Below are 20,148 nucleotides of genomic sequence, written 5' to 3'. Positions count from 1 at the left end.
GTGATAATAATCAAACTACAAATATTATAGTATCAATTCCAGAAATCAAAAATGGGATTTATTCAATCACAGAAGATAATAATGGTAATGTTTATTGTGTTGGAAAAAGTAATATGGTATTTAAAGTGAAAAAAAATAAAAAAGTAGAAACAATCGGCAAAATAGATTCTGATGGTTTTACTATTAAACATGATGGTTTTGATAATATTTTTATTGGTACTACTAATGGAACAATTTATAAATATAATACAAAAGAAGAAGAATTTACTAAAATAAAACAATTTAATGAAATTATTAATGTAATTGAAGTTGATAATGATCATAATATTTATGTTGGAACTTGAAATAGAAGCACTGGAAAAGATTTATCCGAAACTGGTAGAGTTTATAAGTTAGAAATTGGAAATAATGATTTTTCTGAAATAAAAGGAACATCAGGTGCGGTATGATCATTAGCAATAGATGAAAGCAATAATATTTATGCAGGAACAACACAAGGACTATTCAAAATAAATCAAGAAAATATTTTTATTAAATGTCCAGAAAAGATTCCATATGAAAACCCTAATGTTCATACAATACGTGCAATACTAATAGATAAAGAAGAAAATATTTGAATTGGAACAAGAGAAGGAAAACAGGTAATGTTTAGTAATCTGTGTAACTTACAAAAATAACTATGTTTAATTAGTTCTAGTAAATATAATTAATTTTCTAGAAAGAGTGAGTTACAGATGGCTAAAAAGCAAAATATTAATAACAATGATCCAATATCACAAGCAGTAGATTTATTATTAGAAAATACTGAAGATTTAACAACAGTTTTTAAAGAGGGAGGATTATATAAAGAATTAACAAAAAGATTAGTAGAAAAAATGTTGAATTCTGAGATGCAAAATTATTTAGGATATGATAAGAATCAACATAGTAATAGTGACAATGCTCGTAATGGTATAAGTTCAAAAAAATTAATAAGCCAACAAGGTAAAATTGAAATTGATGTACCAAGAGATCGTAATAGTAATTTTAATCCTGTAATAGTTGCAAAAAGACAAAGAAGATTTGATGGTTTTGATCAACAAGTTCTTTCTTTATATGCAAAAGGTATGACATTATCAGATATTAGAATGCAATTACAAGAGTTATATCATGGTGCTGATATTAGTGAAAGTGTTATTAGTCAAATTACTGATGATGTTATTGATGACGTCAAAGCATGGCAAAATCGACCATTAGATAGTGTTTATCCGATTGTTTATTTTGATTGTATAGTAGTTAAAGTACGACAAGATAAACGGATTATTAATAAATCAGTTTATATAGCTTTAGGAGTTGATTTAGAAGGTAAAAAAGATGTTTTAGGTTTATGAATTAGTGAAAATGAAGGTTCTAAATTTTGATTAGCCAATTTCACAGAAATGAAAAATCGTGGCTTAAATGATATTCTGATTGCTTGTAGTGATAATTTAACAGGCATGTCAGAAGCAATACAATCAGTTTATCCTAAAACCGAACATCAATTATGCATCGTTCATCAAATTAGAAATAGTTTGAAATATGTCTCATATAAGCATAGAAAATCTCTAGTTGCAGATTTAAAACCAATTTATACTGCATGTAGTGAAGAACAAGCAATGCAAGCTTTAGAATCATTTGAAAATAAATGAACTAAACAATATCCACAAATTGCTAAATCTTGATATAAAAATTGAGATAATTTAATGGTTTTTATTAGTTATCCTGCAGAAATAAAAAGGGTAATTTATACCACAAATGCTATTGAATCTGTTAATAGTCAATTACGAAAAGTCATCAGAAATAAAAAAGTTTTTCCTAACGATATGTCAGTTTTTAAAATATTTTATTTAGCAATTGACAATATAACAAAAAAATGAACAATGCCCATTCAAAATTGAAATACAGCAATTGCTCATTTTATGATAAAATTTGAAGACAGAATTAATCTGAATTGGTAATGTTTAGTAATCTGTGTAACTTACAAAAATAACTATGTTTAATTAGTTCTAGTAAATATAATTAATTTTCTAGAAAGAGTGAGTTACAGATGGCTAAAAAGCAAAATATTAATAACAATGATCCAATATCACAAGCAGTAGATTTATTATTAGAAAATACTGAAGATTTAACAACAGTTTTTAAAGAGGGAGGATTATATAAAGAATTAACAAAAAGATTAGTAGAAAAAATGTTGAATTCTGAGATGCAAAATTATTTAGGATATGATAAGAATCAACATAGTAATAGTGACAATGCTCGTAATGGTATAAGTTCAAAAAAATTAATAACCCAACAAGGTAAAATTGAAATTGATGTACCAAGAGATCGTAATAGTAATTTTAATCCTGTAATAGTTGCAAAAAGACAAAGAAGATTTGATGGTTTTGATCAACAAGTTCTTTCTTTATATGCAAAAGGTATGACATTATCAGATATTAGAATGCAATTACAAGAGTTATATCATGGTGCTGATATTAGTGAAAGTGTTATTAGTCAAATTACTGATGATGTTATTGATGACGTCAAAGCATGGCAAAATCGACCATTAGATAGTGTTTATCCGATTGTTTATTTTGATTGTATAGTAGTTAAAGTACGACAAGATAAACGGATTATTAATAAATCAGTTTATATAGCTTTAGGAGTTGATTTAGAAGGTAAAAAAGATGTTTTAGGTTTATGAATTAGTGAAAATGAAGGTTCTAAATTTTGATTAGCCAATTTCACAGAAATGAAAAATCGTGGCTTAAATGATATTCTGATTGCTTGTAGTGATAATTTAACAGGCATGTCAGAAGCAATACAATCAGTTTATCCTAAAACCGAACATCAATTATGCATCGTTCATCAAATTAGAAATAGTTTGAAATATGTCTCATATAAGCATAGAAAATCTCTAGTTGCAGATTTAAAACCAATTTATACTGCATGTAGTGAAGAACAAGCAATGCAAGCTTTAGAATCATTTGAAAATAAATGAACTAAACAATATCCACAAATTGCTAAATCTTGATATAAAAATTGAGATAATTTAATGGTTTTTATTAGTTATCCTGCAGAAATAAAAAGGGTAATTTATACCACAAATGCTATTGAATCTGTTAATAGTCAATTACGAAAAGTCATCAGAAATAAAAAAGTTTTTCCTAACGATATGTCAGTTTTTAAAATATTTTATTTAGCAATTGACAATATAACAAAAAAATGAACAATGCCCATTCAAAATTGAAATACAGCAATTGCTCATTTTATGATAAAATTTGAAGACAGAATTAATCTGAATTAGTAACTTTGTAAAACAAAGAAACACAGATTATTAAAAAGCCTCTCTGAATTAGTAACTTTGTAAAACAAAGAAACACAGATTATTAAAAAGCCTCCTTACATTTCTTAGTTTTTTTTCTAAAATTGCATTTTCTCTTATTAAAATACTAATTTTTTCTTTAAAAAAATCAATTTCTTGTTCCTTGGCTCTTAGCATATTATCTAAAGTTGTAAACTTACTAACATTTTTTTCATTATGTTCATTCTGAACTTTTTTATATTCGTTATTTTCAAAATTTAATTCTTTAATTCTCTCTTCATTTTTTTCTAAAATTTGTTCCAATTCTTTAATCTTAGTCTTATTTTTATCTATTTTTTGCTTTATTTTTTCATATTTTTCGTTCATATCTTGCAAATTTTTTTCCTTACTTTGTAACTCTTTTTTTAATTGTTTAGTTTCATTTCTTAATACTTCATTTTCTGTTCGTAAATTTTTTTCTTTATCAATCATTCTTGCAAGTTCTTGAATATGATTTTTTATCTTATCTCTTTCTGTTGATAATTGCACAACTTTTTTAAAGTTAATTTCAAAATTATTCATTAATTTTTTAGTAATTTTTCTCTTGTAAAAACCAAATGTTAAAATGTTTAATCATTTTCTACTTTTTCTTGCATTTTCTAATGATTTACGTTCAATTACTAAAGCATTAATGTCTTTTTCTAATTTTGATAAGTTATCAATACAACTTTTAAATTCATTATTGAATGAATTTCTAACAAAAATTGAATATTCTAATTTTTCAAGTTCCTCTAATTTACTTGTAAATTGCTTATATAATTCTCTATTAGCACTATTTATATTTTCAAAACTAAATAATGATAATAATAAAGAAATTATAAATACTATTTCTTTATGATCCTTCTTTTCGGCAATTTCTAAAGGAGTATCACCATTTTTATTTTTAATATCTATACTAGTACTAATACCACTTGCTTTAATGAGTAGTTTTACCATTTCAATATCTTGTTTTATAACTGCCAAATGTAAAGGGGTATTACCATCTATATCTTCAATATCTAATCTTGCACCAAGTGAAATCAGCTTTTTAACACTTCTTATTTGCCCTTTTCAAACAGCGATATGTAATAATGTTTCTTTATTTTGATTTTGCATATCTAAGGGAACACCTTTATTAATTAAATAATCAAAATCCCTATCATATCTAATAATATCATTATCAGTACTACTTTGTGAGTTTTTTTCATTTTTTAAAAATTCATTTTTAAGTGCCATTTTATATTTCTCCTAACAAAAAAACTCATTTACCTTAAAATTAAAGTAATGAGTTAAATTAAAACTTATATTAAATAAATAATTTTATTAAAATTAACATATTTTTAAACTTTTGCAATATATTATTATTATTATTATTTTACTAACAAATTATACATTTCAATAATTTCATTAACTTGTATTCAATCTTGAAAAGTAGCTCCTGCATAATGATCATGTCCACCACCAACAAATTGTTGAGCAACAGTATTAACTTTTATATAATTACTACGAAAAATACCAATAATTGGCCCATTAATTTCAGTTTGTGAAAACATCATTCAAATTTTACTATCATTAATATTTGCTAATAAATCAACATGTTCATTAGCAGTAAAAGCAGATACTACTAGTGGTTTTAATAGTTCTGCTTTTAAACAACAAGATATTACTTTATTATTTGAAATATAATTTTTAAATATTAATGATTTTAACTTTAAAGTATCTACTGTTTGTTCATAATATTTATTATAAATACTAGTTAAATTAATATTATAACTACTTAAAAATGATAATACTTGGAAAGTAGTACTATTTACAACTGGATAATGAAAACGATTAGTATCACTAACAATACCAATATAAAGAATTTCTGCAATTGTTTCATCAATTTTTAATTCTAAAATTTTAATTAAAAAAGCAATTATTTCTGATGTTGAACTTGCTTTTTCATCTATTCATTCTAACGAACCATACTTATCACTATTAGGATGATGATCAATTTTAATAATGGAGTGTGCTTGCTCTTTAAATTCACTATTAATTCTAGAAAATGTTGCAGTATCAGTCACAATTACTAAACTATCTGTAATCATATTTACTGTTTCTTGATGTAGATATTGATTTCATCATGAAAAACGTTTTGATTTTTCATTAACACAATAAACTTCTTTCTTGGGAAACATTTTTTTTATTAACAAATATAAAGCAATTGAACTAGCATAAGCATCACCATCAGGATTAATATGTGCTAAACACACTATTTTTTTATGCTCTTTAATTTTTGTTCAAATTTGATCTATAATTTTCATTTTTTCAATCCTTTAATATTTATAATAAATTTTCTAAAGCTTTTACTAGTTTATTAAAATCATTTTGACTTCACACTTTACATCCAGCAGCACTATTATGTCCACCACCAGCAAATTGTTGAGCAACAGTATTAACTTTAATCATATTATCACTTGTTCTTAATTCACATCTAATATGTTGATCTGGATATTCAATACCAACAACCCAAATTGGATGATTAATAACATTATTAAATATATTTACATAAAAAGCCGCTTTATCAGCACTAATATTTAAATAAATTAAATATTTATTACTAATAACCAAATTAATAATACCTTGCGGTGATATTTGATAATTACTATAACAATATTTTAAAAGTTCAACTTCATTACTATTTTTATAATCAAGTTTTTCATAAATAGTAGTAATATTTTGTTTATAGCTTTCTAGTAATTTGCTAGTAATAAGAAAAGTACGACTACTTATTTGTCTTAACATAAATCTTGTAGTATCAGTAATTATTCCAGTTAATAAACACTTAGCAATTAATTCATTACAAATTAAATTATTAGCAAACATAAAATCAGCAATCATTTCACAAGCAGCAGGATAAGTAGTATCTACTCACTGATAATCACCATATTCGTCATTATTGGGATGATGATCAATTTTAATTATTGTTTTGGCCAAATTATAACGTTGATCATCAATTCTTTCTGTATTGGCTGTATCAGTCACTATTACTAATGCATCTTTATACAGATCATCATTAATAACATCCATAGTACCTAAAAATGTTAAGTATTCCACCATTGTTCCAACAGCATAAACATTTTTCTTTGGAAAATTTAAGTTTATTAATTGTTTTAATGCTAATTGCGAACCAATAGCATCACCATCTGGTAAAATATGACGATGTAAAATAATGATATCATTTGCTTTAATAGCAGCAATAATTGACTTTCATACTTCCATATTTAATTCCCCACTTTTATTATTCATGACGTAATTTTACACTTTTTCATAAATTTTTAACAATATTAATATCATTATTAAAATCAACTTTTAAAATCTTTTGATCATTTTTATTTTTTTTAAGTAAAAATCCATATTCTTTTTTTAAATTATCAATTCTTAATTTATTATTATATTGTTCATTTGTATTTAAAGTATTATTTATTTTTTTAAGTTGCATAATTTCATTATTAAGTTTTATTTTTAATAATTTGTAATCTTTTTTTAGTTTTTTAGAAGCAATTTTATATTCTTTTTTTAATGTTTTTATTTTTAAAACGTTATTCTTTGCAGATTTTTTTAAATATTTTTTACGACTTTCAATTAAATTTCTAACTGCTGCAACATATTGTAAATTATGTTCTTTCATTGTTATTATTGAATTATCAGTAGTTAAATTAAAATAGTGACAATAGTTATTTGCATAGGTTTCACTCCATGAAATTCTACTTTTAGATTTAAATTTATAACATTGTTTTATTCATTTTTTAAAACTTGTTCTAAATATAATAACATTTGTATATTTAAATAATGCTTTTAATTCTTCAAATGACATACTAACTGTGTTTTTGTCTAAAACTCGACCATTAATAACATACCAAGGTGATTGATATCTTTTAATAAGTTTATTAAATTTATAAATAAAACGTGGATCCAAACCATTTTTAATTTTATTTCTTAACATATTAATAATCAATTCTAAAATTACAGTTATAAATATCATACCAAATAATAGTGCACCAAATTCATGATAATAAGAACCTGTTCAATATCCACTTAAAACAAAACCAAAGTTACCAGCACCAACAACTCCTAAAATTGCTGCCTCAGTAATATTAATACTAAAACGATAAATTCCTCATGAAACAATATTTGCTGAAACTTGTGGTAATATTCCATAACGGAAACGTTGTAAATAATTTGCACCAGATGCTGTTAATGTTTCTAATATTGTAGTGTCAATATCATTAAATGACTCGCGAATATATTTAGAAAGCATTCCCGTTGTTGCAATAGCTAAGGCAAGAGCACCTGTAAAGGGACCAAGTCCCACTAGAGAAATCAAAATAATAGCATAAATATATGAAGGAATTGGACGAATGATTGTAGCAATCATTCAGAAAAAATTAGCAATGTATTTATTTGTAACTTTATTTGAACTTAACATTCCTAAAATAAAAGCACAAATAAATCCTAAAAAGGTACCAACAATAGCAATCATTATAGTTTCAAATATCAAATATACAACAGAAAAAGGAATAGAATTGCCATTTCAACCAGTAGTTGTAAATAAAGAACTTCAAGAAATATTGAACATATCTTTAATATGTTGTCATGTATCGCTAATTTGAGCATTATTTGCTAAAACAAAATCAATTTGTGAAAAACTGTAAATAAAAAATCCTAAAATAATTATTACAAAAATAATTCTTTTAATATAAGATAACGGTTTTCTTTTATAAACCTCATTCACTGTTAAATTATTTTTAAATTGTTGATGATATTCATTAGCAAGATTTTGTTTTTCTTTTAAAGTTGTCAATTTAGTATTAGTAATCATAACTTGATAATGAATTTTGCTTACTTTATCTAATCTAATTTTTTGTAATAATTGTTGATCAAAAATATATGTATCTTGATTATTTAATTTTGCATTTTTAAAAACTAATTTATCATTTTTAATATTATTTTTTAACTCTTTAACTTTTGTTTTTAATATTACTTTTTTTTGTGTTTTTAAATAGTTTAATTGTTTAATAATATCATTTCTTTCAGAAATATTATTAGTATTTTGTAATTTTAATTTTAATTCTCGATTTTGTTGTTTTCAATCAGATAAAATAATTTGTGTTTTTCAATAAAAAAAATTAGGTAATTTATTTAATAAAATAGTTTTTTTAGTAAATTTCTGTAATTGTTTTTTATCAAGAATTTTATCATTATCATTCATAATTCATTTTTTAGTAATAAAGGATGCTAATTCAATTATAACAATTGTTATAATTAATAAAAATAATAATCATCCAACTTGTGGTCATTGTTTACTATCAATTTTATTTTTAATCATAGAACCAATACCAACTTTTGCTACTAATCCAATAATAGCGCTATAACGAATATTAACTTCTAATGCATATCATCATGTTGAAACAATGTGTTTCATTACTTGTGGAAAAGCGGCCGCTTGAAAACAAGTAAATTTATTAGCGCCAGTTGCTGATAATACTTCATAGGGTCCCATATCAATTTGTTCAATACGATCATAAATCATTTTTGCTGTCATACCAAAAGTAAAAATAATAATTGCAACTGTTACTGTTAACATATTGGGTCCAAAGATACCTACAAATAACAATGAAAAAACAAACGCAGGAATTGTTCTAAAAATTGCTAAAATAGTTTTTAATATACCATTAATTATTTTATTATGAAAAATATTTTTTGAAGCAAAAATAGCTACTGGTAAAGCAATTGTTGTTCCAATAATAGTACCAGCAAAGGTCATAATAAAAGTTTGTCAAATACTTGCAAATGATAAGTACATAAAACTATGAGGTTCAATATCAGGAAAAGGAACAGAATTAAATTCACTAAAATTTAAATTTATAAGTTGTTTAATTCTATCTCCTAAAGTACTAAAACCACTAAAAAACTCATTTCAATCTGGATTAATAAAGTTAAAAGCAATAATTACTAATGTAATAACAACTATTAAAAATGATCAAAAGAAAATCTTTTTCGGAGGACTAGAATGATGATTATTAATAACAAATGGTTTTTTTGAAGTAAGGCCACTTAATTTTCTAATCATTTTTAATATCTACTTTCTCATATTTATTCCCATAAATATTTTTTAAAATTGTTGGTGTAACATCTTTTGAAGAACCATCATATACAATTTGACCATCTTTAATGCCAATAATTCTAGTTGCATACTTTAACGCCAACTCTACATGGTGAATATTAATAATAACTGTTAAATTATTATTAATGTTAATTTTTTTAAAATCCAACATAACTTGATTTGCTAAAATTGGATCAAGAGCTGAAACAGGCTCATCTGCAATAATTAAATCAGGTTGTTGAGTCAAAGTTCTAGCTAACGCTACACGTTGTTGTTGGCCACCAGAAAGATTACCACAACGAACATATGCCTTATCTAAAATATCTAATTGTTCTAAAGCACTTAAGGCAATCATTTTATCTTTTTTAGAAAAAAAACCAAAGAATCGATAAAAAAATGGTAATTTTGCAACTCTAGCATTTAAAGTATTTTTTAATACACTTTGTGTACCAATATTATTATAACTTTGAAAAATCAAACCAATTCTCATTCTTAATCTTCTTAATTTACGACCTATTAATTTATTTACAACAAATTTTTTAGTTTCTTTATTATTATCTAATAATTCAATCGTAATTTTTCCTGAAGAAATAGTATTCATTTTATTTATTGTTCTTAATAATGTGGTTTTACCAGCACCAGAAAGACCAATAACACCTACAAATTCACCAGGGTAAATTTGTAAATTAACATCCTTTAAAGCATGAACACCATTAGGTCAAACTTTATTGACATTTTCAAATTTAATCATTTATTTATAAACTCCTTATTTTTATATATAGCTAACTAAAGTAATGTTTACTCATATCTTGAAAAACAAAATCAATCGCGTTTTTAATATTTGGTCAATAATTTGGTAATATTTTTCTTATATTATGTTTTATAGCAAATCAAAAATGTTCAATTGGATTTAAATTAGGAGAATATGGTGGAAGAAATAATAGTTTGCATCCAGCATTTTCAATTAATTGTTTTGTTGCTTTAGATTTATGAAACGTCGCATTATCTAAAACTATAATTTGTCCACACTTTAATACTGGAATTAGTATATTTTTAACATATGATTCAAAAATTTTACTATTGCAATGTCCTTCAAATGCTCATAGAGCTTTTAATTTACCTTTATTTAGTGCACCAATTATACTCATTCTCTTTATTTTATATGCAGGTTTATTATCAAATAATCTTTTACCTTTTTCAGACCAACCATATTTATAAAATTCATTATCATCAATTCCAGATTCATCAATATATACCAAATCTTCATTCATTATTTTCGCTATTTCTTTTAAAAAATCTTCTTGTTTATTTTTATCTCTTTGTTCATATAGAAAAGTTTTTTTTATATGTATAATTTAGTTTTTTGAAATAGTTATAAACTGTTTCTTTTGTCATATCACCAAATTTTTCAATTACTTTTTGAACTGTAACATCTTTATTTTCTGCTAAATAATTTTTTAATTCATCTAAATCCTTTATTTTGTGGCTATGTCCTTTTTGATAATTCAAAATTGGTTTTATATTTCCGGTTTTTTGCTTTCTTTTTCTTCATAAAAATAAAGTCTTTCTAGTGATATTGAACACTTTACAAATTTCTTTAATTTTCATGTTTTTACTTTCATAAACTTCTATTACTTTTCTTCGTAAGTCCTCACTGTATGGTTTTGGCATAATTTAATCTTCCTAATCTATTTTAATTATTGCTGAATTATACTTGTAAGTGCAAGAATTGTTTAAATTACATATTATTATTTTACATTATTTATGAGTAAACATTACTTTCGTTAGCTATATGTAATAAAAAGAAATAAAGTACTAATCTACTTTATTTCAAAATTTATCATTTATTGACTAGCTTTTATCAAATCAATAGCATCTTTTATTTCGTTAGTTGCTTGATTATACTTATCATTTTGCTCAGTTTCTCAAGTTGCTGCTTGCTCTGGAGTTGCATCTTTACTTGGAGTAATATAGTCAGTGTGTGAATAAACATCAAAAATTTCAGCATTTTTTGGATCATTAATTAACTCTTTAAATGCTTCACGAATTGCAGCAAGTAATTTTTGATCTTTAATTGCTTTTTTAGAATAACTAATTCCATCATTAGGAACACCACTTGTTAAACCAATCATTGTTGTATTTTCATAATCTTTTTTTACTTGTTCTGCATCAGCGCGAATATCAGTATAACCAAAAGTAATATCAGAAGCACCATTAGCAACATTTTGTGCTGCTGCAGTAAAAGATTCAACGCGAGATTGATTTTTTAAAATATCAGCAATTTCTGTTTTTTCAACACCATTATCTAACATTCATTGTACAGGATAAATAACACCTGCTCCTGATGTATTAGATGTTAATAATTGAATTTTGTCTTTTCCTTCGGCTTTAGCATCTTTTATTAACTGTTGAATTTTTGTTTTATAAGTAGTTGCATCATCAAATAAATGGTCAATATCAACTTTACTTTTTTCTCTAACTAAAAAATTGTTATTAACAATAATTTCAGCACGGTAAAATGAGGTTGATTTATGCTCATCAGTTTGATGATAAAGTTTTTTATAAGCATCCTCATGACTTTCTATACCCTTAGCAGCAATCTCATTATAATTTTTAACAATTGACATTTGTTCATTAGTGTCAATAATTCTTTTCTCACTTGTTTTATTATTAGTTTCTGGTCTCATTGCATTTCTTTGTGCAATTACTAATGGCGCTGCATCAGCATAGTTTCCAGGATTAATTGCTCTACCACGATAATCAATGTAAGTACCCATTGGTAAAAATGCTAATGCTGTTTTACCATCCTGTAAAGCTTGTCCAGCTGCTTGATAATCAGTTGTTGTTGTAATCTTAACACTTCGATTAAATTCTGGGTCTAATTCTTTAATTTTATTTTTCAATAAACCTTCTAATGGTTTTACAATATTCATTACTTTAATTGCATCTTTTGAAGGTACAAAAGCAATTTTTAATGAATCATCTGGTGAACACGCGATTAATGGCAAAGCAGCACTACTCGTTAAAGCAAATGTTGCAATGGTAGAAATCAGTTTTTTCATGAAAAATAATTTCCTCCTTGAAATTAAAATAAAATACTACTTTTTTTCACAAAATAGAATTACACGAACATTATAGCATAGAACTTTTAAATAATTTTAAAAACTTTTTTCCTTATCTTATAACTAAAAAGAAAAAATACTATTTTTGAAAAATTATAATATTATTGTAATACTTTTTAAATAATGATAAGAGGCATTAATTTACTATTTATTGTACCTTGTTGACAACTATCACTTACATTTATCTTCTTAACATTTAATCATTCTTGAGTATCTAAAGCATTGGATGGGGCCACTTAGCCCTTTTTACTAGACCATTAATTTAAAAAATCTGAATGTATTCTAAAAACAATTGTGTTATATAATGAACACTAATTTTGACCTGAAAGGATTTTTATTAATGGATAAAATTAAACAAATAGCATTAATAATTAACAAATTAAATATCAAAGAAAAAATTAAAATTATCGATGATTGCAAAAATCAATATTCAATTAGAAACTTATGTCAATATCTTCAATTAAACAGATCAACATATTACTTTTTAAAAAATAAACAAAAACTTATTAAAAAAGAAAAAAATCATATTATTAATTGCAATCATAAATATCAAGAATTATGCCAACTTTTAATCGAATTTCATTCTACAAGAAAAGGTAGAATTTATGGATATTTAAGAATTTTTTCAGCTTTTAAAGAGTGATTAAAACAAGAGAAAAATATCATTTTAAATATAGAATTATCAACAAAACAAATGCGAAAAATTATGAAAAAACACAATATTCAAGGATTAAAACAAACTAAAAATAACTATCCTAAAAACAAAAAAAATCCAAATAAGTGAATACCTACAATGGATAAAGTAAACAAAGATTACAAAAGTACAACCGCTTCAAATCAAATTTGATCAATGGATACTAAACAAATAAACACCAAAGAAGGTTGACTATATCTTTTTGTAATTATTGATTTTTATTCAAATAATGTTGTTAGTTATAATACATTTTCAAATAAATCATATCAAGATTTAATTCTTCCTGCACTTGAAAAAATAAACAACCAATTTTCTTGAAATCAAATAAAAAACGTTATTTTACATTCAGATAACGCCAACGAATTTTATTGTCAAGAAATTACAAAATGAGCAAAAAACAAACAAATAATTTTAAGCAAAAAACAACCATATGATATTGGCGGTAATGTCATATCTGAAAATTGATTTTCACATTTATCTCAAGAATGATTGCCTAAAGACTCAAATCAATATTTAACAATCAATGAAGCTATTAATGATGTAAATCAATATGTTATGTTTTATAATTATGAAAGAATACATTCTAAATTTTTAAAACCACCAATATTACAAATAAAAATTTAGAAATATCTATCAAAATATGGTCCAGTAATTAGGGCTAACCACCTCATCAACAGTAAATAATGTTCGTGCTAATGTCTTACCATCACTTAATAAATAATCAGCATGACTAGTATCATAACTATAATACTTATGATCTATTGTTGATTGATTAGTAATTCAATCATCATCACTTAAGTAACCATATTGATTATTAAATAATGAAGTTGAAATATTATTTATTGATGATTTGTTTGTTAATCTACTGCTAATAACAGTATTATCATTAATACTATTAATAATAGTATTACTTGTTAAAGTTAATGTTGTTAATGTACTTAAAGTTATTAATAATTGTTTCATTTTATATTCTCTTTTCTTTATTAACTCATTAATTGGTAATTAAAATTAAAATTAAAATCAGGGAATGTTAAAGTAGCGCGTTCACTAACAGTTTCACCTTTAAATCTGTCTGATAAATCAAAAATATAAAGTGTATTATCTTTGGTTGGTTGTATTTCATCATTAGTAAATATCAATTTTACATTATTTAAAGCTCAATCTGAACTTACTGAAACATCAGTTTCTAAAAAAATACTTTTTGTTTTAGTAATTAAATCTCAAAAATTAGTTACCTTATCGCTAGTAATATCTTTACTAATATCAGCTGTCATACTACCTTTATTTTTACCATCTAATATATAATTAATAATAAAGTTTCCACCAAAACTATCAGCAATTGGATAATAAGAATTATTAACAATTGTATTTAATAAACTATCTTTATTAGAAATTCATTTATCTAATAATTTGTTTTGTTCATAAAAATGTTGACCTTCCTGTAAAACGTTTGTATCTTTACCATCTTTTAACCAAATACCATCCAAATCAAAAGGTGTTCTTGAAAAATTACCAGCAATACTTTTTTTATTATGACCATGAATAGTAACGTTAATATTATCTAAACTATTTTTTAATTTATAAGTAGAACCGTTATCTTTAATGCTAATTGTAAAATCTTTACCTAATTTATTATTAAAATATTATCACCCACCGCTAAAGTAGTTGTTACATCATAATCTGTTTCATCAATAATAAGTTCAGTATCATGAGTTTTAAAATAATTTTGAACAATAACTTTAATAGTAGTACTAATATTAGTATTAATTAAATCTAAAGTAGTTTGTGTTAATTTAGTGTCAACATTTTTATTATCAATAGTATTATCAACATCAACATTTAATCATTTAGATTTATCATTTTGATGATAGTAAGCATTTTCAATAATATTTTTTAAATCTGTTTCATTACTTAAATCAACGCACTTATTAATTACACTAACTTGTCCTTGATAAGTACCTGCAAAATTTAATTGATTAGCATTTTTTCAAGAACTAGTTATTTTGTAATCAATATTTACTGCATTAGTAAAATCTTGATTTTCTTTATTATCTTTAATAAAAATATTGTAATATTTATCATTAATTTCTTCTGAATTAATTTTTAATTGTTGACTTAATTTTTGTTTAAATTCTGTTTGAATTTTACTAACTAAATTAGCTTTTATATCAGTAATTGGAGTTGCTTCTGGTGTTTTTACTGATATTACTTGTTGTGGAATTATTAATCACAAAGTTGAAAGATCAAAAGCTTTATCATAATAACTGTAATAAATTTGAATGATATTGTTAAACTCATCAAAAATGTAATTAATTGTATACTTACTATTATCATTAGTTAAAAACGGAACATTAGTCATATAATCATAAGCATTATCATTTGTAATCAATAAATGAATAATTTTGTCAATTAAAACATCACTTAAACTACCGTTTAGACTACTTTGAGTAATAAAATAGTGTGCTAAAATATCAGCATCTTGTTCTTTAAAAGAACCATCTGATTCTCTTAGAATCTGTTTAGGATCTTTTTAATAAAATTGAAATAAATGAGAGAACAACCATTTGTAAGCTAGTATTTAATTTTCTTTCACAATTTTTTCATAATCTTCTGCATTTTTCTAATCATGCAAAACTTCGTTCTACAACTCATCTTTTTGGCAATACTACAAAAGAATGTAATTCATTACGTTTGATAACTTCAACATTTGCATTTATGATTGTTTTGATTTTAAAAGCAAATTTTTCACCAGTATAACCAGCATCTACTAGTATTTTTTGAACTTTAGATAAATTTTCTTTTTCATTTTCAATCATTATTATAGCACTGTTACGATCTGTTTTTTCTGCTGTGGTTATGTAAATTGCATGTGGTAAGCCTTGAGAATCAACAGCAATATGACGCTTTATTCCTGAAATTTTTTTTACCAGCATCATAACCTTTATTTTTAGCAGTATCTGTGTTTTTAACACTTTGTGAATCAATTATACAAAAACTAGTTTGTTCTTTTCTACCATTATTGATACGAACTTTTCTAACTAATTTTTTTTAAAATTACTTGTCAAGTGCTAGGTTCTTTATCACTATTTTTACTTCAAATTTGAAAATAATAATATACAGTTTGTCATTTTGGAAAATTTTTTGGTAACATTCTTCATTGACATCCACTTTTTAATACATATAAAACTGCACAAAATACTTCATATAAATCTAAATTTCTTGGTTTTGTTTTCTTTTTGTTATTTTCTAAAATTGATCTTATGTTCTCAAATTGTTCTTTAGTAACATGACTTGGATAATTTTTATGCATATATACCCCTTATCTTAAAATATATAGTCATTTTACGTTATTTTATAAAAGATTCCAAACAGGTTCTTACTGCCTTAGCAATATAATATAGCCCTAAACCTTCACTTAAACTATTATTATTTTCAACATTATTAGCATTTTCTTTTTGTGAAATATCAATATGAGTTTCCACTTCACTTTGTTGAACATATTTTCAATTAATACCGTCACCAGCAAAATAATTAATATCAAGTTGGCTACCACTATAACTGTTAGTTGGATTATTAATAGTAGCAACTTTACGATGAAATATCATTTCTTGTTTAGTATTATTAACGTTAACTTTATCTTTGTCTGGTATCATAGCATCTTTTTTGTAAATTAATTCACCTTTATTATCAACAGTAAATAATGTTCGTGCTAATGTCTTACCATCACTTAATAAATAATCAGCATGATTAGTATCATAACTATAATATTTATTGTCTATTATTGATTGATTAGTAATTCAATCATTATTATTTAAATAACCATATTGATTATTAAATAATGATTTATTTTGATCTATTGGAATGACAGGTAGTATTTTCTTTTTACTAGCAATATTATTTTTTTGAACTACTATCATCATACTATTAAACATTGTATTACTTGCTATTGTTAATGTTGTTACTGTACTTAGAGTTAATAAAAACTGTTTCATTTACAATACCTTCTTTTACTTTTTACCATTTTTAAAATCATAATTAAATTTAATAATAAATAATTAATTTGAAAAAAACATATTTATTTAATTCATAATATTATTAAATGTTATATTATTTAATTTAATATCAGAATATGAAGTTGATCCTAAAAAAGTAGCTGTCATTATATGTCATTTTCAATAAATATTATTATCATCATGTCAAAGTTCTAAATAAATATCAATGGCAGTTCCTACACCTCCTGGGTAATTTGGATCATATGGTGGTCACGTACTAATATTAACTTGAAAAATTGAATTATCAATATCTTTTTGTTGATTAGTTTTTATATTTGTTGTTGTGACTTGAGAATTTAGAGATTTATAGTCTTCTTTACCACTTCCCGTTGAAACTTTTAAATATGAATTAGCATCAAAATTAAAAGTTGGATATTTATTAGTAAAAGTATTTCAATCGCTTGCATAGTCAGTTCATTTTACTATTGTATATGTATTAGAATAATCACTATAATTTGAACTAAATCAATTATATGAGTCATTTCATTTATAATTTAAGTTATTTTCTATATTTGATTTATCAAACTCAGTATAATAAACTTCAATTAAATTATTATCTTTATCAAAAATATAATTAATTGAATAATTTTTATCATTTACGTTCATTGGTGCACTATATATAAAATTAAAAATATTATTATTGCTACTAATTAAATTAATAATAATATTAATTAAATTATCATTAATTTGCCCTTTTAAACTACTTTGTGTCATAAAATATTGACCTATTTTATTAGCAATAGTATTATCAATTAAATTATTTTTTGCTGCTTTTGCAATATAATATAAACCTAATGTTTCACTTAAACTATTGCTATGTTCAACTTTATCAGCACCTGCTTGTTGGGAAATATCAATATGTTTTTCAACGCCACCAAATTGAATATATTGTCAATCAGTATTATCACCACTAAAATATGTGTGAGAATATTCACTTTTACTATATGGATTATATTTATCTTTAACTGTGGTAATTTTTTTATGAGTAATCATTTCTTGTTTAGTAGCATCAACTTCGACTTTATCTTTTGGTGGTATTACAGCATCCTTTTTATAAACTAATTCACCTTTATTATCAACAGTAAATAATGTTCGTGCTGATGTCTTACCATCACTTAATAAATAATCAGCATGACTAGTATCATAACTATAATAGTTATTATCTATTTGATTAGTAATTCAATCACTACTACTTAAATAACCATATTGATTATTGAACACTGAAGATAAAGTATCATTTATTGATGATTTATTTGTTAATAGTTTATTAACGGTAGTGTTAGTAACATCAATAGTATTAATAATACTACTTGTTAAAGTTAATGTTGTTAATGTACTTAATGTTATTAGTAATTGTTTCATGTTACATTCTCCTTTCGTTTTAAGTTTACTAAAAATTATTTTATAAAAAATATCTGACTAATCTATACTAAATATAACACTTTATTAATTTTATTTAAGAAGATTAATAAAATGCTTATTTTAAAAACTAAATTTAGTATGTAAGTACTTAATTTCATTGAGAAATACTTTTAATATAAAATGTATTAATTAAAGAAGGATGTCATATATCTGTACCATAACAGTCAATATGAATTATTATTCCATTAACACCCACATTATTTAAAAATTTTGTTAAATTATCTTTAAATATAGAATTTCAAAAATTTTTAAAAGTTCAATTATCACCAATTTCATGCTTCATATTACTATAATCAAATAAGTTTCCATTAATAAAATACTTATAAATTACATCTCAATTATTTTGATTATTAATTAAATAATATAAATCCTGATAATTAATATAAATATCACCTGTATAATCAACTGAAGCAAAAGGACCAGGACTAACATGAGTTTCAAAATTACTTGTATTACTTTTTTCGTAACTATAATGATTATAATTTAACTCAATAATATTATTATTATGATCAAAAATATAACTAATGACATAACTTGTATCATCATTTGAAAATGGCATATTTAACATAAAATTATAAACGTATTTATTATTAATAATTAAATCAATAATTTTAGTAATTAATTCATTATTAATTTTTCCTTTTAAACTACTTTGTGCTATAAAATATATTCCCAAATTAATAGCAACTGACTGACTAATCTTATTTTCAATTACTGCTTTAGCAATATAATATAAACCTGATGTTTCGCTTAAACTATTGCTATATTCAACTTTATCAGCACCTACTTGTTGTGAAATATCAATATGTTTTTCAATTCCACCAAATTGCAAATATTGTCAATCAGTATTATCACCACTAAAATCAGTAGATGAATACTGACTATTACTATAAGAATTGTAATTTGCTTTAACTGTAGTTATTTTTTTATGACTAATCATTTCTTGCATCGTATTTTCAATATTTAATTTTTGATCAGCAGGAATAATAACATCAGGATTATAAATTAAAGTTCCTTCATTATTTACTAAAAAAACATCTCTTGCATTAGCAAAAGTATAACTTTTTAAAGCTGATGTGTCATAACTATAAAACTTATGATCAGTTATTGATTGATTAGTTATTATATCACTATCATTTAAATAGCCATATTGATTATTAAATAATGAAGTTACAGAATCACTTATTGATGATTTATTTGCTAATAATTTATTAATGGTAGTATTAGTAGCATCAATAGTATTAATAATACTATTACTTGCCAAAGTTAATGTTGTTAATGTACTTAAAGTAATTAATAATTGTTTCATTGTATTTTTCCTTTCTATTTTTAGTATCCTAAAATAATATTTTTTATAAATTAAAATATCT

The 20,148-nt window shown here is 23.8% G+C and carries 18 protein-coding genes and 1 pseudogene; 4 read left to right on the top strand and 15 right to left on the bottom strand.

Annotated elements, in window-relative coordinates; translation table 4 throughout:
* The first annotated feature begins 125 nt into the window (after positions 1-125).
* The 3 genes from AACL11_RS07930 (at position 126) to AACL11_RS07920 (ending at position 3,304) form a co-directional block, all read left to right on the top strand.
* A complete protein-coding gene (locus AACL11_RS07930; protein WP_338987300.1) occupies positions 126-677 on the top strand; it encodes a two-component regulator propeller domain-containing protein in 552 nt (183 codons plus the stop codon).
* Between the two features lie 57 nt (positions 678-734).
* Entirely contained in the window at positions 735-1,976 is a 1,242-nt protein-coding gene (locus AACL11_RS07925; RefSeq protein ID WP_338987299.1) for an IS256 family transposase, read from the top strand.
* Positions 1,977-2,065: 89 nt separating this feature from the next.
* A complete protein-coding gene (locus tag AACL11_RS07920) occupies positions 2,066-3,304 on the top strand; it encodes an IS256 family transposase (RefSeq protein ID WP_338986680.1) in 1,239 nt (412 codons plus the stop codon).
* 48 nt (positions 3,305-3,352) lie between these two features.
* Here AACL11_RS07920 and AACL11_RS07915 read toward each other — a convergent pair whose 3' ends face one another.
* The 8 genes from AACL11_RS07915 to AACL11_RS07880 all read right to left on the bottom strand — a co-directional run bounded on the left by AACL11_RS07915 (position 3,353) and on the right by AACL11_RS07880 (position 12,550).
* Positions 3,353-4,576: an ankyrin repeat domain-containing protein gene (locus AACL11_RS07915; RefSeq protein ID WP_338987297.1), complete on the bottom strand. Its 1,224-nt coding sequence runs from the start codon at positions 4,574-4,576 to the stop codon at positions 3,353-3,355.
* 134 nt (positions 4,577-4,710) lie between these two features.
* Entirely contained in the window at positions 4,711-5,646 is a 936-nt protein-coding gene (locus AACL11_RS07910; RefSeq protein WP_338987295.1) for a bifunctional oligoribonuclease/PAP phosphatase NrnA, read from the bottom strand.
* Between the two features lie 19 nt (positions 5,647-5,665).
* Positions 5,666-6,604, bottom strand: a complete 939-nt coding sequence (locus AACL11_RS07905; protein WP_338987294.1) for a bifunctional oligoribonuclease/PAP phosphatase NrnA — start codon at positions 6,602-6,604, stop codon at positions 5,666-5,668.
* A 19-nt stretch (positions 6,605-6,623) separates the two neighbouring features.
* The gene (locus AACL11_RS07900) at positions 6,624-9,455 is read right to left on the bottom strand and encodes a phosphate/phosphonate ABC transporter permease (protein ID WP_338987293.1); all 2,832 of its coding nucleotides are present in this window, start codon (positions 9,453-9,455) and stop codon (positions 6,624-6,626) included.
* The gene (phnC, locus tag AACL11_RS07895) at positions 9,448-10,239 is read right to left on the bottom strand and encodes a phosphonate ABC transporter ATP-binding protein (RefSeq protein ID WP_338987292.1); all 792 of its coding nucleotides are present in this window, start codon (positions 10,237-10,239) and stop codon (positions 9,448-9,450) included. The genes AACL11_RS07900 and phnC overlap by 8 nt, the downstream gene beginning before the upstream one ends.
* Positions 10,240-10,270: 31 nt before the next feature.
* Entirely contained in the window at positions 10,271-10,771 is a 501-nt protein-coding gene (locus tag AACL11_RS07890; RefSeq protein ID WP_338988468.1) for an IS630 family transposase, read from the bottom strand.
* 28 nt (positions 10,772-10,799) lie between these two features.
* Entirely contained in the window at positions 10,800-11,159 is a 360-nt protein-coding gene (locus tag AACL11_RS07885) for a helix-turn-helix domain-containing protein (protein ID WP_338973555.1), read from the bottom strand.
* A gap of 173 nt (positions 11,160-11,332) precedes the next feature.
* On the bottom strand, positions 11,333-12,550 hold the full coding sequence (locus AACL11_RS07880) for a PhnD/SsuA/transferrin family substrate-binding protein (protein ID WP_338987291.1): 1,218 nt from the start codon (positions 12,548-12,550) through the stop codon (positions 11,333-11,335).
* A gap of 364 nt (positions 12,551-12,914) precedes the next feature.
* Here AACL11_RS07880 and AACL11_RS07875 point away from each other — a divergent pair, with 364 nt between their 5' ends.
* Positions 12,915-13,928, top strand: a complete 1,014-nt coding sequence (locus AACL11_RS07875) for an IS3 family transposase (protein WP_338986622.1) — start codon at positions 12,915-12,917, stop codon at positions 13,926-13,928.
* A 6-nt stretch (positions 13,929-13,934) separates the two neighbouring features.
* On the opposite strand, the gene AACL11_RS07870 is transcribed toward AACL11_RS07875, so the two are convergent.
* From AACL11_RS07870 to AACL11_RS07840, 7 genes and pseudogenes are all read right to left on the bottom strand, one after another.
* Entirely contained in the window at positions 13,935-14,267 is a 333-nt protein-coding gene (locus AACL11_RS07870) for a hypothetical protein (protein WP_338987290.1), read from the bottom strand.
* Positions 14,268-14,287: 20 nt separating this feature from the next.
* A complete protein-coding gene (locus AACL11_RS07865; protein ID WP_338987288.1) occupies positions 14,288-14,791 on the bottom strand; it encodes a hypothetical protein in 504 nt (167 codons plus the stop codon).
* Positions 14,792-14,928: 137 nt separating this feature from the next.
* Positions 14,929-15,693 carry a hypothetical protein gene (locus AACL11_RS07860; protein WP_338987286.1) on the bottom strand — a complete coding sequence of 255 codons (765 nt, stop codon included), beginning with the start codon at positions 15,691-15,693 and terminating at the stop codon, positions 14,929-14,931.
* 130 nt (positions 15,694-15,823) lie between these two features.
* A pseudogene (locus AACL11_RS07855) lies at positions 15,824-16,614 on the bottom strand (IS5 family transposase).
* Positions 16,615-16,651: 37 nt separating this feature from the next.
* Positions 16,652-17,296: a hypothetical protein gene (locus AACL11_RS07850; protein ID WP_338987284.1), complete on the bottom strand. Its 645-nt coding sequence runs from the start codon at positions 17,294-17,296 to the stop codon at positions 16,652-16,654.
* Positions 17,297-17,383: 87 nt separating this feature from the next.
* Positions 17,384-18,718 carry a hypothetical protein gene (locus AACL11_RS07845; protein WP_338987282.1) on the bottom strand — a complete coding sequence of 445 codons (1,335 nt, stop codon included), beginning with the start codon at positions 18,716-18,718 and terminating at the stop codon, positions 17,384-17,386.
* 148 nt (positions 18,719-18,866) lie between these two features.
* A complete protein-coding gene (locus tag AACL11_RS07840) occupies positions 18,867-20,087 on the bottom strand; it encodes a hypothetical protein (RefSeq protein WP_338987280.1) in 1,221 nt (406 codons plus the stop codon).
* Positions 20,088-20,148 lie beyond the last annotated feature (61 nt).

This window comes from Spiroplasma endosymbiont of Dasysyrphus albostriatus, from assembly GCF_964019495.1.
GTDB lineage: Bacteria > Bacillota_I > Bacilli_A > Mycoplasmatales > VBWQ01 > Spiroplasma_E.
Note: the sequence above shows the minus strand (reverse complement) of the source record. Positions and strands in the feature narration are given on the sequence as shown.